The organism is Georgenia sp. H159 (assembly GCF_035607575.1).
GTDB lineage: Bacteria > Actinomycetota > Actinomycetes > Actinomycetales > Actinomycetaceae > Oceanitalea.
The window spans coordinates 37190-49914 of record NZ_JAYDZY010000006.1; the positions used below are offsets into that span (position 1 = coordinate 37190).

13 protein-coding genes are annotated in these 12725 nt (G+C 73.6%); 4 read left to right on the forward strand and 9 right to left on the reverse strand.

All coding sequences use genetic code 11. The annotated features are described in order from the left end of the window. Positions 1–110 precede the first annotated feature (110 nt). The 3 genes from VR894_RS08310 to VR894_RS08320 all read right to left on the reverse strand — a co-directional run bounded on the left by VR894_RS08310 (position 111) and on the right by VR894_RS08320 (position 6085). Positions 111–2927 carry an aconitate hydratase gene (locus VR894_RS08310; RefSeq protein WP_324650910.1) on the reverse strand — a complete coding sequence of 939 codons (2817 nt, stop codon included), beginning with the start codon at positions 2925–2927 and terminating at the stop codon, positions 111–113. Positions 2928–3087: 160 nt separating this feature from the next. Then, entirely contained in the window at positions 3088–4383 is a 1296-nt protein-coding gene (locus tag VR894_RS08315; protein ID WP_324650911.1) for a class I SAM-dependent RNA methyltransferase, read from the reverse strand. 4 nt (positions 4384–4387) lie between these two features. Further along, on the reverse strand, positions 4388–6085 hold the full coding sequence (locus VR894_RS08320; protein WP_324650912.1) for a hypothetical protein: 1698 nt from the start codon (positions 6083–6085) through the stop codon (positions 4388–4390). A gap of 54 nt (positions 6086–6139) precedes the next feature. Between VR894_RS08320 and VR894_RS08325 the strand changes: the two genes are divergently transcribed. Both VR894_RS08325 and VR894_RS08330 read left to right on the forward strand, forming a co-directional pair. Continuing rightward, positions 6140–6787, forward strand: a complete 648-nt coding sequence (locus tag VR894_RS08325) for a TrkA family potassium uptake protein (RefSeq protein WP_324651398.1) — start codon at positions 6140–6142, stop codon at positions 6785–6787. Further along, complete coding sequence (locus VR894_RS08330; RefSeq protein WP_324650913.1) at positions 6787–7461, forward strand: TrkA family potassium uptake protein; 675 nt, start codon at positions 6787–6789, stop codon at positions 7459–7461. Before VR894_RS08325 ends, VR894_RS08330 begins: the two co-directional genes overlap by 1 nt. Here VR894_RS08330 and VR894_RS08335 read toward each other — a convergent pair. The 4 genes from VR894_RS08335 to dut are packed head-to-tail and all read right to left on the reverse strand — an operon-like array spanning position 7397 to position 9565. Next, complete coding sequence (locus VR894_RS08335; RefSeq protein WP_324650914.1) at positions 7397–8110, reverse strand: DUF3159 domain-containing protein; 714 nt, start codon at positions 8108–8110, stop codon at positions 7397–7399. The two genes, VR894_RS08330 and VR894_RS08335, sit on opposite strands and share 65 nt — an antisense overlap. Further along, on the reverse strand, positions 8107–8379 hold the full coding sequence (locus VR894_RS08340; protein ID WP_324650915.1) for an OB-fold nucleic acid binding domain-containing protein: 273 nt from the start codon (positions 8377–8379) through the stop codon (positions 8107–8109). Before VR894_RS08340 ends, VR894_RS08335 begins: the two co-directional genes overlap by 4 nt. Before the next feature lie 5 nt (positions 8380–8384). Then, positions 8385–9080 (reverse strand): DUF3710 domain-containing protein, encoded by a 696-nt coding sequence (locus tag VR894_RS08345; protein ID WP_324650916.1) that lies wholly within the window; start codon positions 9078–9080, stop codon positions 8385–8387. Next, on the reverse strand, positions 9080–9565 hold the full coding sequence (gene dut, locus VR894_RS08350; protein ID WP_324650917.1) for a dUTP diphosphatase: 486 nt from the start codon (positions 9563–9565) through the stop codon (positions 9080–9082). Before dut ends, VR894_RS08345 begins: the two co-directional genes overlap by 1 nt. Before the next feature lie 92 nt (positions 9566–9657). Here dut and VR894_RS08355 point away from each other — a divergent pair, with 92 nt between their 5' ends. Next, positions 9658–10167, forward strand: a complete 510-nt coding sequence (locus VR894_RS08355) for a DUF3093 domain-containing protein (RefSeq protein ID WP_324650918.1) — start codon at positions 9658–9660, stop codon at positions 10165–10167. Here the strand turns inward: VR894_RS08355 and VR894_RS08360 are convergent. Further along, complete coding sequence (locus tag VR894_RS08360) at positions 10122–10421, reverse strand: DUF4193 domain-containing protein (RefSeq protein WP_324650919.1); 300 nt, start codon at positions 10419–10421, stop codon at positions 10122–10124. The genes VR894_RS08355 and VR894_RS08360 overlap by 46 nt on opposite strands. Positions 10422–10648: 227 nt before the next feature. Then, entirely contained in the window at positions 10649–11527 is an 879-nt protein-coding gene (locus tag VR894_RS08365) for an inositol monophosphatase family protein (protein WP_324650920.1), read from the reverse strand. A gap of 91 nt (positions 11528–11618) precedes the next feature. Here VR894_RS08365 and sepH point away from each other — a divergent pair, with 91 nt between their 5' ends. Then, positions 11619–12710: a septation protein SepH gene (gene sepH / locus VR894_RS08370; protein WP_324650921.1), complete on the forward strand. Its 1092-nt coding sequence runs from the start codon at positions 11619–11621 to the stop codon at positions 12708–12710. The last annotated feature ends 15 nt before the right edge of the window (positions 12711–12725 follow it).

Genomic DNA, 12725 nt, shown 5'->3' on the forward strand with positions numbered 1-12725 from the left:
GTGCCTGCCGACGTGGCCACGGCAGCTCACGCGACGAGAGCCGGGTTCCTGCGGGCACCGGGCGGTGCCCCGAGGAACCCGGCTCTCACCGGAGTGCGGGACGGGCTGGGTCAGGCCTTGACGAGGCTCCGCAGCACGTACTGCAGGATCCCGCCGTTGCGGAAGTAGTCCGCCTCACCGGGGGTGTCGATGCGCAGGGGCGCGTCGAACTCGACGGTGGAGCCGTCCTCCTTGCTCGCCTCGACGTGGACCGTGCGCGGCGTGCGGCCCTCGTTGAGCTCGGTGATCCCGGAGATCGCGAAGGTCTCCGTCCCGTCCAGGCCGAGGGAGTCGGCGTTCTCGCCCTCGGGGAACTGGAGCGGCAGCACACCCATGCCGATGAGGTTGGAGCGGTGGATCCGCTCGAAGCTCTCGGCGATGACGGCCTTGATGCCGAGCAGCGTCGTGCCCTTCGCGGCCCAGTCTCGCGAGGACCCGGAGCCGTATTCCTTGCCACCGAGCACGACGAGCGGGACGCCGGCCTCCTGGTAGGCCATCGAGGCGTCGTAGATCGACTCCTGCTCACCGGTGAGAAAGTTCTTGGTGAAGCCCCCCTCGACGCCGTCGAGCAGCTGGTTGCGCAGCCGGATGTTGGCGAAGGTGCCGCGGATCATCACCTCGTGGTTTCCGCGGCGTGAGCCGTAGGAGTTGAAGTCCTTGCGGGCGACGCCGTGCTCGGCGAGGTACGTGCCCGCCGGGCTGTCGGGCTTGATCGCGCCTGCCGGGGAGATGTGGTCGGTGGTGACCGAGTCGCCGAGCTTGGCCAGCACCCGGGCACCGGAGATGTCCTCCACCGGCTCGGGGTCGGCGCCCATGCCCTCGAAGTACGGGGGCTTGCGGACGTAGGTGGACTCCTCGTCCCACGCGAAGGTGTCACCCTCCGGGGTGGGCAGCGACTGCCACCGCTCGTCGCCCGCGAACACGTCGGCGTAGTCGTCCTCGAACATGTCCTGGCTGACCGAGCTGGCGATGACGGCGTCGATCTCGGCGGGGCTGGGCCAGATGTCGCTGAGGTAGACGTCGTTGCCGTCCGTGTCCTGTCCCAGCGGCTCGTTCGCGAAGTCGAAGTCCATCGAGCCGGCCAGGCCGTAGGCGATGACCAGCGGCGGGGAGGCCAGGTAGTTCATCTTCGTGTCCGGATTGATCCGGCCCTCGAAGTTCCGGTTCCCGGACAGCACGGCGGCCACCGCGAGGTCGTTGTCGTTGACCGCCTCGGAGATCTCCTCCGGGAGAGGGCCGGAGTTGCCGATGCACGTCGTGCAGCCGTAGCCCACGAGGTGGTAGCCGAGCTTCTCCAGGTAGGGCCACACGCCGGCCTTGTCGTAGTAGTTCGACACCACCTGGGAGCCGGGTGCCATCGAGGTCTTGACCCAGGGCTTGGTCTTCAGGCCCTTCTCCACCGCCTTCTTCGCCAGCAGGGCCGCGCCGAGCATGACCGAGGGGTTGGAGGTGTTGGTGCACGAGGTGATGGCGGCAATGACGACGGCGCCGTGGTCGAGCTCGACGTCCGTGCCGTCCTCCATGGTCACCCGGACCGGGTTGCTCGGACGCTCGTACCCGTGCGGCGGGGCGGCCGAGTGGACGGGCCGGCCCCGCTCCGAGGAGTGGTGGGTGGGGTCGGGGGTCGTCGCGTCGGACGCCGGGAAGGTGTCCATCAGCTCCTCGTCGAGCTCACTCTTCTCGATCGAGTTGCCGTTGACGATGTAGTTCTTGATGTCGGCGCGCCACTGGTCCTTGGCGCTGCTCAGCGCGATGCGGTCCTGCGGACGCTTCGGTCCGGCGATGGACGGGACGACGCTCGACAGGTCGAGCTCGACGTACTCCGAGTACTGCACCTCACGCGACGGGTCGTGCCACAGGCCCTGCTCCTTGGCGTAGGCCTCGACGAGCCGGATCGAGTCCTCGTCGCGGCCGGTGAGCGTGAGGTAGTCCAGGGTGACCTGGTCGACGGGGAAGATCGAGACGGTCGAGCCGAACTCCGGGCTCATGTTGCCGATGGTCGCGCGGTTGGCGAGCGGGACCTCGGCGACGCCCTCGCCGTAGAACTCGACGAACTTGCCGACGACGCCGTGGTCGCGCAGCTTCTCGGTGATGGTGAGGACGACGTCAGTGGCGGTCGCGCCGTCCGGGATGGACCCGGTGAGCTTGAAGCCGACGACCTTCGGGATGAGCATGCTGATCGGCTGGCCGAGCATGGCCGCCTCGGCCTCGATGCCGCCGACGCCCCAGCCCAGCACGCCGAGCCCGTTGACCATCGGGGTGTGGGAGTCGGTGCCGACGCAGCTGTCCGGGTAGGCGACGGTGACGCCGTCGTTGTCCCGCGTCATCACGGTGCGGGCGAGGTACTCCAGGTTGACCTGGTGGACGATGCCGGTGCCGGGCGGGACGACCTTGAAGTCGTCGAAGGCCGTCTGGCCCCAGCGGAGGAACTGGTACCGCTCGCCGTTTCGCTCGTACTCGATCTCCACGTTGCGCGAGAACGCCTGCGAGTTGCCGAAGACGTCGACGATGACCGAGTGGTCGATGACCAGCTCGGCGGGCGCGAGCGGGTTGATCTTCGTCGGGTCGCCACCGAGGTCGGCCATCGCCTCGCGCATGGTGGCGAGGTCGACGACGCAGGGCACACCGGTGAAGTCCTGCATCACCACGCGGGCGGGGGTGAACTGGATCTCGGTGTCCGGGTCCGCCTGCGAGTCCCACCCGGCGAGTGCGCGGACATGGTCGGCGGTGACGTTCGCGCCGTCCTCGGTGCGCAGGAGGTTCTCGGCGAGGATCTTGAGGCTGTACGGCAGCCGCTCCAGCCCCTCGACCGCGTCCAGTCGGTAGATCTCGTAGTTCTTCTCGCCCACCGTGAGGGTGGAGCGGGCTCCAAAGCTGTCGACGCTCACATCTGCTCCTCTTGCCGCTTCGCTGCTGCGTTCCTGTCGGCCATCGTCCCACGCGGGTGGTGCCGTCGCAGCAGCCACCACCCACAGGTTATCTCGACATCAAGATACTTTGTCCGGGCGGCGAAGTCACGCCACGGCGTGGCGTGGCGCGGGCGGTCCGCTACCCGTCCCGCGGCTCGAGCACGGCGACGCACTCGACGTGGTGCGTGTGCGGGAACAGGTCGTAGCCGGTGAGCGAGACGACGTCGTAGCCGTGCTCGACGGCGGTCCCCAGGTCACGCGCGAGCGCGGCCGGGTCACAGGCGACGTACACCAGGCGGCGCGGGCGCAGGCGGGTCAGCGACGTCATGACGTCCGTGCCGGCACCCGACCGCGGCGGGTCGAGGACGACGGCGTCGGCCGGGCCGGCGAGCCCGTCGACGACGGGAGCGGTGACGCCGGCCACGTGGAGCACCGCCTGCGGTTGGGCGTGGAGGTTGCGGCGGGCATCCTTGACGGCGCGCTCGTTGAGCTCGACGGCGTCGACGCGTCCCTCCTCGCCGACCGCCCGGGCGAGCGGCAGCGTGAACAGGCCGGCGCCCGAGTACAGGTCGACGACGCGCTGTCCGCGCTCGGGCCGGACGGCGGCGAGGACGGCCTCGACGAGGGTGGCCGGCGCGTCACGGTGCACCTGCCAGAACCCCGTGGCATCGACGCGGTAGGCGAGGTCCCCGACGGACGAGGGCACCTGCTCGTGCACCGCGACCCGCGCCGGCGCGCTCCGTCCCCGACCACGTCCCCGGCGTTCCCCGGACGCCCGGAGCGAGCGGGCCGGGTGCTGCGGGTCGACCGGCCGGCCGTCGCACAGCACGACGACGGGGCCGCCGCTCGGGGCGACGACGTCGATGCGCGTGCCGGGCCGCAGCCCCTCCCAGCGCCCGGGCGCGAAGAGCTCGAGCTCGGTGACCGCGGGGACGGCGAGCGGCATCTCGCCGAGCGGGACGACGTCGTGGGTGCGGTAGCGGAACATGCCCGCCCGGGACTCGCCGTCGAGCACCAGGTCGATGCGCGTGCGGGTGCCCAGGCCGTCCCCGGCGTCGTCGTCGCCCAGGGGGTGGACCGTGAACGGGGCGAGGTGCGTGAGCTCGAGGTGCCCGATGCGGCGGAGCGTGTCGCGCACGACCTCGGCCTTCCACTGGCGCTGGGCGGGCAGCGTGAGGTGCGCGAGCTCTCCCCCGCCGACTCCCCCCGGCCCGGCCTCCGGCCAGCGGCTGGGCACGCGGTCCGGGGACGGCTCGTGGACGGCGACGGCGTCGCCCCGCCAGAACCGCCGCCCCTCGCCCGCGTCGGTGAGGCGGACGTCGACCACCTCACCGGGCGCGGCGTGCCGGACGAACACGACGCGGCCCTCGACACGCGCGACGCAGTGCCCCCCGTGGGCGGGCGGCCCGACCGTGACGCGGCTCAGGACATCCATGTGATCAGCTCTCCTCGGTGGTCCACGGCACCGTCGTGACGACGGTCCCGGGCAGGGCGACCAGCCGCCTGCGCAGCCGTCGGGACTCGCGCCCGACGAGCAGCCGCCGCCACCACCACTTGGCCCACACCTCCGGCACGTACACGACGGCCAGGCCGGACGGCTCGGCGCGCAGGGCCGCGGCGACGTGCTCGACGACCGCGGTGGCCGCCTCACCCGGTGGGGCCGCGAGCTCGACGAGCGGCACGGGCAGCTCGGCCGCGGCCCACTGGTCACGCACGGTCGCCGCTGCGCGGTCGTCCGGAGGCACCGTGAGGACCTCGAGGGACGTCGCCCGCAGTGCCCGGGCGTAGGTCACGGCGCGCAGGGCGGGCCGGTCGAGCGACGCGGCGACGACGAACGCGCGCACGACCGTCGGCAGCGCCCGGTCCTCACCCTCGGGGACGAGGCGGGCGTCCAGCTCGCGGTCGTGTCGGCTCACACCCCACATCATCGCCGACAGGAGCAGGAGTGCCGGGACGACGGCCCAGCCGCGCACGGCGGCGAGCAGGAGCAGCACGCTCGCGACGACCGTGCCGACACCCGTGACGGTCCGTCCCTGCCACGCCCGCCGGCGCGCGGCGGGCTGGTACATGGCGTCCAGCGCCCGACGCCACAGGCGACGACCCGTGCCGAGGGCGAGGACGGCCAGCAGAAGGACCGTGACGGCGTAGCAGGCGACGAGGACGGGCACGTCGCCCGCGGCGAGCCACACGGCGACCGCGGCCGAGAGCGTGACAGCGACGGTGCCGGCCTCGTCCGCGGGCCTGCCGAGCTGCGCGGCACGCCCGCCGGAGCGCCACCGGAGCGGCGGGGCGGACAGCGCCGTCGCCGCGCCCACGAGGACGACGACGGCGAGGAGCACGGCCAGCACCGCACCGGGGACCGGCCCCGCGGCAGCCACCACACGGGTCAGACCGCGCGCCGCGTCGCTCGTGCCGCCGGCGCCCGCAGCGGCCACCGCGAGGAGGCCCAGCACACCCGCCACCGCGCCGAGGACCCGCTGCCCCGCCTGCTGCTCGGACCCGCGGCGGGTGCCCTCGAGCGCGGGACGGATGAGCAGACCACCGAGCGCACCGGCCGCGAGCACCGCCAGGACGTCCTGGCCCGTCAGCACCGTGCGAGGGAGGGGTTCGCGCGGGTGCGTCCCGACGACGAGCGCCCCCGCGACCACCGTCGCCGCGAGCGCGAGCACGCCGCACCACTCGGCAACGGCGAGCACCCGGCCACGGGCCCAGCCCCACCGGACGAGTCGGGCCGCGCCGACGACGGCGAGGAGCAGGACGGCGACCACGGGGACGCCTCCGGTCGGCACCGGGGCCACGAGGCCCACCAGGGTCGCGGCGAGCGAGGCGCACGCCGCGATCAGCAGGACCCGGCCGAGCAGGATGGCGGCCGCGGCCAGCGGCGTGCCCAACGGTCCCAGGTCACGACGCAGCGCGGGGCGCTCCGGCACGCGTCGCAGGCCGAGGAGCAGCAGCGCCACCCCGCCGAGGAGCGTGAGCACCACCCAGCCGACGGCCTCCCGGGGCCAGCCGGTGCCGAGGACGGCGTCGCCGCACAGGACGGCCGCAGCCGCGACGGGAACCGGGTGCCACTCACGCCGGAGCGGACGGGACCCGGCGAGCAGCGCACGGTGGAAGGCTGCGGGGTCATGGCTCACGGGGACTCATGCTAGGGCGGAGCGCGATAGCGTGCCGATGTGCACTTCGTCATCATGGGCTGCGGCCGGGTGGGCGCGACGATCGCCACCCAGCTGGAGCAGCAGGGTCACTCCGTCGCCGTGCTCGACCAGAACCCCGACTCCTTCCGCCGGCTTCCGGAGGAGTTCTCGGGCCAGCGGGTCACCGGGCTCGGTTTCGACCGCGACGCGCTCTCCCAGGCGGGGATCGAGGACGCCTACGGTTTCGCGGCGGTCTCCAACGGCGACAACTCCAACGTGCTCTCCGCCCGTGTGGCACGGGAGACCTACAACGTGGAGAACGTCGTCGCCCGCATCTACGACCCCCGTCGGGCGGAGGTCTACGAGCGGCTCGGCATCCCGACCGTCGCCACCGTGCGGTGGACGGCGGACCAGGTGCTGCGCCGCATGATGCCCGGCGCGGCGGCGGACTTCCGCGACGCCTCCGGACACGTCTCCCTCGTGCAGATGGACGTCCACAGCGGCTGGGTGGGCCGTCCGCTGACCGTCCTCGACGCCGCGTCGGGTGCGCGCACCGCCTACCTCACCCGCGGCGGGACCGCGCTCCTGCCCGAGGAGGGCTCGGTCCTGCAGGACGGTGACCTCCTCCACGTCCTCACCCGCACCGACGACATCGAGGCGGCGCGTCGGGTGCTCGCGGCCGCACCCCCGGAGGTCTCCTGATGCAGGTCGTCATCGCCGGCGCCGGGAGCGTAGGCCGGTCCATCGCCCGCGAGCTCCTCGCCCACGGGCACACCGTCACCCTCATCGACAAGCAGCCCGCCGCCATGCGCGTCGCGTCGGTCGCCGACGCCGAGTGGCAGCTGGCCGACGCGTGCGAGATCTCCAGCCTCGCCGAGGCGGGCGTGGACTCCTGCGACGTCGTCGTGGCGGCGACGGGGGACGACAAGGCCAACCTCGTCGTCTCGCTGCTCGCCAAGACCGAGTTCGCGGTGCCCCGCGTCGTGGCGCGCGTGAACAACCCGAAGAACGAGTGGATGTTCGACTCCGCGTGGGGGGTGGACGTCCAGGTGTCCACGCCGCGGATCATGACGGCCCTCGTCGAGGAGGCCGTGTCGGTCGGCGACCTCGTACGGATCTTCACGTTCCACGGCTCGGGCACCAGCCTGCACGAGGTCACTCTCGCCGCCGGCTCACCGGTCGCCGGCAGCACGGCCCGGGAGGTGGACTGGGGACCCGGCTGCTTCCTGTCTGCCATCATCCGCGCCGGGGAGGCGATCCCACCCGACGGCGACGAGCAGGTGGTCGCCGGGGACCGGTTGGTCCTCGTGCTCAGCGGGCAGGCGGACCCGGCGGCACTGCAGGAGCTGGTCGCTCCCGCACCAGGAGCCACGTGAGCCACAGGGCCAGCGCCCACAGCGGCACCCCCATGACGAGCCGGGCGGTGCCCAGCCACGCCGTCGATGCGTCGAGGTAGAGCGGCACCTGGACCGCGAGGCGGGCGACGAACAGCGCGATCCACAGCCACGTCGCGGCCACGTAGCGGCGCAGCCGGGGCCGCTGGGCCGGGTCGGTGCGCCAGGCGAATCCCTCCAGGCGCAGCAGCGCCACGACGACTCCGACGACGGGCCAGCGCACGAGGACGCTGACGAGCAGGGCGACGCTGTACACGGCGTTGGTCCACAGGCCGAAGGCGAAGTAGTCCTGCGCCTGTCCCGAGCGCCACGCCCACAGGACACCGATCCCCACACCGAGGATCCCGCCGAGCGCCTGGGTCACCGGCGTCCCGCCGATGAGGCGCGCCACGACGAGGACGACCGCCACGGCGAGCGACGCGACGAGCGGCGGCACCAGCTCCTGCCCGGAGGCGAGGTAGACGACGACGAAGACCAGCCCGGGGGCGACGGACTCGACGAGCCCACGTACGCCGCCGATGGCCTCGGCGAGGGAGAAGTCCTCCCCGGCGAGCTGGCTCATCCGCGAGCGGGCCACCGCCTCCGGGACGGCCTCCGGCACGGCGTCCGGGTCGGTGGAGCCAGTGGTCATGGGGAGTCCTCCGGGAGCAGCCGGTAGGCCGGGTTGAAGATGGTCGGTCGGTGGTCCCCCGAGTAGACCACGCCCTCGGCGAGCAGCCGCCGTCCGGGGGTGATGCCGGGGATGTGGCGCCGGCCGAGCCACACGAGGTCGAGCTCCCCCGTCCCGTCGTGCAGCCGGGCGACGAGGCTGGTGCCCGAGGGACGGTAGGTGACGGCCACGAGTGCACCCGCGACGCGGGTGCGCTGCCGTGCACGGGTCTCCGCTACCGGTTGAGCCACGACGATCAGCGGATCTCGGTGATCTCCGGCCCGCGGGTGAGCGGGTCGAGGGACGAGCCCTCCGCCTCCTGCGCCTCGGCCGGGCCTGCCTTGCCCGGCATCTGCAGCGCCAGCACGTCGCGGGGCGGGCGGGCCTCCTGCCCACGGACGACGACGACGTCGGCGAAGAGGTCCTCGAGCTCCTTCGCGGCGTCGGGGTCGATCGCCGCCTTCCCGCTGAGCACCCCGCGCAGGAACCACCGCGGGCCGTCGACGCCGATGAACCGCGCCGGACGGTGCCCCATGCGGCCGTCCTGGGTCGTGACCGGGAGCCGGGCGAGGATCTCGCGCCCGAAGGGGCCGTCGACCTCGTCGGCGGTCCCGCCCTGCTTCGTCACCGAGGCGACGATCTCGGGGCGCAGCTCCTCCCACAGCCCACCCGAGCGGGGTGCCGCGAAGGCCTGCACCTGCAGCGCGGACCCGGAGATCGACACGCTCGCCGCGACGACCTGCCGTGTCCGCTTCTCCAGCTCCATCCGCACCTTGAGCCCGGGGCGCGCCGGGACGCGCAGCGCCCCGAGGTCGAGCCGCTGCCCGAGCTCGGGCACGTCGGCGACGTCCCAGGGTCCGTGCTCCTGCGCGGGCTCCGGCGCCGCCGGCTCCGGGTCCGTCGTCCCGGGCTCGTCCGGCTCCGCCGCGCGTCGTCGTGAGAAGAGCGCCATCAGTTCGTGCCTCCCGCTGCTGCTCCGGTGGCCTCCCAGCCACCTGTCGACCCGAGTCCGCCCGCGCCGCGTACCGACTCGGACAGGTCCTCGACCTCGGTGAACCGTGCCTGCGCCACACGCTGGACGACCAGCTGTGCGATGCGGTCACCGCGAAGGAGCCGCACCGGCTGCCGGAGGTCCGTGTTGAGCAGGATCACCTGGATCTCACCGCGGAATCCTGCATCCACCGTACCCGGCGCGTTGACGACCGTGACCCCGTGGCGGGCCGCCAGCCCGGAGCGCGGGTGGACGAAGGCCGCCCAGCCCTCGGGAAGCGCGATCGCGACCCCGGTCGGGACCACGGCGCGCTCCCCGGGGCCGATCTCGACGTCGTGCCGCGCGCAGAGGTCGGCCCCGGCGTCACCGGGGTGCGCGTAGCGGGGGACGGGAAGGTCGGGGTCGAGCCGCTGGAGCGGCACGTCGACCACGTCGTAGTCAGTCACGCACGCGACTGTACTGACTTCCGCGGGGCGGCACGGCCCACCTGCCCGGCGCGGAGCGGGGTGGGACGGCGGGTGGTGGCAGAGTTGGTGCCGTGGACACCTCGATCTTCCGTGAGCGGCTGCGGCCGCGGCCGGTCAACCTCGTGCTGGCTGCGTTGGCCGGCGTCGTCGTCGGTGCCCTCGTCTGGCCCTTCCACGAGGTGGCCGGGTACGTCGTCGGCGCGCTCGCGGTGGCGGCCCTCGTCGGCGCGCTCGTGGCGACGGCCCCGCTCGTCGTCGTCGACCTCGGCGAGCCCGCCGTCGGGGAGGGCCCGACGTTCCGGGCCGGGAACGCACGGATCGGCGTCGAGCACCTCGGGACGGCCGAGGTGCTCGACGCCGATGCGATGAGAGCTGCGATGGGTCCGGAGGCCGACGCCCGCGCGTACCTCTGCCACCGCCCGTGGGTGCGGCAGGCTGTGCGCGTCGCCGTCGTCGACCCGGATGACCCGACGCCGTACTGGCTCGTGGCCAGCCGGCGCCCTACGGAGCTTGCTGCTGCGCTCGGACGAGCAGGTCAGGCAGCGCACTCCGAGCAGACGAGCTGGCCGCCGTCCTCATAGGCCAGCTGGCTGCGGTGGTGCACCAGGAAGCAGCGCGAGCAGGTGAACTCGTCGGCCTGCCTCGGCAGCACGCGAACGGAGAGCTCCTCGTTGCTGAGGTCCGCGCCGGGCAGCTCGAAGCCCTCAGCGGCCTCCGCCTCGTCCTCGTCGACCGCGGGCGAGCTGCTCTCCGCGCGGCGAGCCTTGAGCTCCTCGATCGAGTCCTCGGACAGGTCCTCTTCGTTCTTGCGTGGCGCGTCGTAGTCGGTCGCCATGTAGACGTCACGCTCCGGTTCGTCTCGTCGTGTGGGGCACGGATCGTGCCGTACCTCAGGAACGCAAAGCGCCTCTCTTTGTTCCCGCGGCACCCGGATTGTGCACCATCGAGCCCCGGCACGTCGCGGTGGACCGGGGCCTCGGTGGGCAGGACGTCCGCGGATCCGCGGAATGCCGCGGTTCGCGGGCGGGCGGCATGTGACCGGAATCTCGCCGTGCCGACCCCTCAGCCGAGGGCGGGACGGAGCACCTCGAGCAGCTCCGTGACGAGGGCGGCGGGTCCGGCGACGGTCAGCCCGTCCTCGCCGGAGCCGAGACGGTGGACCACGCCCCCCGCCTCGGTGACGACGAGCGCCCCGGCGGCCATGTCCCACGGGTTGAGGTACTGCTCGTAGAAGACGTCCAGCCGCCCCTCGGCGACGAGGCAGAGGTCGACGGCGGCGGACCCGAGCCGGCGGATGTCCCGCACCGTCGGCAGCACCGCGGTGAGGATGCGGGCCTGGCCGGAGCGACGGTCCGCGGTGTAGGCGAAGCCGGTCCCCAGGAGCGACGTCGCGAGGGCGGGTGCGCCGGTGACGGTGAGGCGCCGGCCGTCGGCGAAGGCACCGTGCCCGGCGGCCGCCGTCCACGTCTCCCCGGTCGCCGGGGCGTGGACGGCACCGGCGAGGAGCGGCCAGCCGTACGGGTCCTCCCCCTCGGCGCGGGCGACGGCGACGCTCACCGAGTAGCTGGGCAGCCCGTAGACGAAGTTGGTGGTCCCGTCGATGGGGTCGACCACCCAGGTGAGTCCGGAGGAGCCGGCGAGGCTGCCCTCCTCCTCACCGAGGACGCCGTCGTCGGGGCGCAGCTCCGCGAGCCGGCGGCGGATGAGCGCCTCCGCGGCCCGGTCGACCTCGGTGACGAGGTCCACGCCGCTGCTCTTGGTCTCCGCGGCCGCGACCGTGCCCGTCAACGCCTCGCGGACGAGGTCACCGGCCTCGCGTGCGACGAGCTCGGCGGTCCGCATGAGCTCGGTGGGTACGGCGTCCGGGTCGGTCATGGTGACGTCCTCCTGGGTCGTGGCACGCCGGGGCGCCTGGCGGCCGGTGGCGCGGGCGTGGTCCATGCTGTCAGGGTCGGGCGAACACACCGGCCGCAATCCGGCATCTGGGCCGCGAGCGGTGGCACCCTCGGTACATACCTCGAAGGGGGACGACATGCTAGAGCTCGAACTCGTCGGGCTGCACAGCGACGGCGAGCACCTCACGCTCGCCGGTCCGGACGGCCAGCGCTACCGCCTGCCCGTGGACGACGCGCTGCGTGCTGCCGTCCGGCGCGACCGGCCCCAGCTCGAGCAGATCCGTGCCGGTGGCGGGCTGCGGCCCAAGGAGATCCAGGCGCGGATCCGCGCCGGCGCCACGGCGCAGGACGTGGCGGAGGCTGCCGGCCTGCCCGTCGAGCACGTCCAGCGGTACGAGGGCCCGGTCCTCGCCGAACGCAACTGGGTCGTCGACCAGGCCCGCCGGTTCACCGTCGGGCGCGCCGAGGACTCCCCTCCGCTGGGTGACCTCGTCCTCGACCGGCTCGCCACGCGCGGAGTCCGGGAGCCGGACATCAGCTGGGACGCCGTCCGCAACCTCGACCGGCCGTGGGAGCTCATCGCCCGGTTCGCTGCCGGCGACAGGCGCCGCGAGGCGCGCTGGGAGGTCGACATGACCGCCCGCACGACCCACGCCGTCGACGACGAGGCCCGCTGGCTGTCCGAGACGGACGTCGGCCCTGCCGCCCCCGCGCACCGTCACCTCACCCCCGTACGGTTCTACGACGTCGAGGCGGACGGTGACCTCGGTCCCGCCCTCGCCGCGGTCGACGCCGACCTCACCGAGGACGCGGCCGACCAGGAGAGCGACGACCTCGGCTTCGGCGACCTGCCCGCTGCCAGCACCGACGACCTGCTCGCCGAGCTGCGCGCCACCCGCGGCACCCGTCCCGAGCTCGACCCGGCCGAGGCCGAGGACGAGGACGACTGGGGTCTGCCGCCGGCCGCGCACCCACCGGCGTCCCGCCAGCACGAGGCCGTCGACGCGCAGGTCCTCCCCATGCCACGCGACGCCCGCCCCGCGCCGGCCGCCGAGGCGCCGCCGTCCGCAGAGCCCGCGGCCGAGGAACCGGCCGCTCCCGCGGAGCGCCGCGCCCAGCTCCCGGCACAGCGCCGGGAGCCCGAGTCCAAGGACGCCAAGCGGCGCCGCGGGCGGCGGGCGAGCGTCCCCAGCTGGGACGAGATCGTCTTCGGCGCGAAGCCGGAGTGACCCTGACCGCCTGAC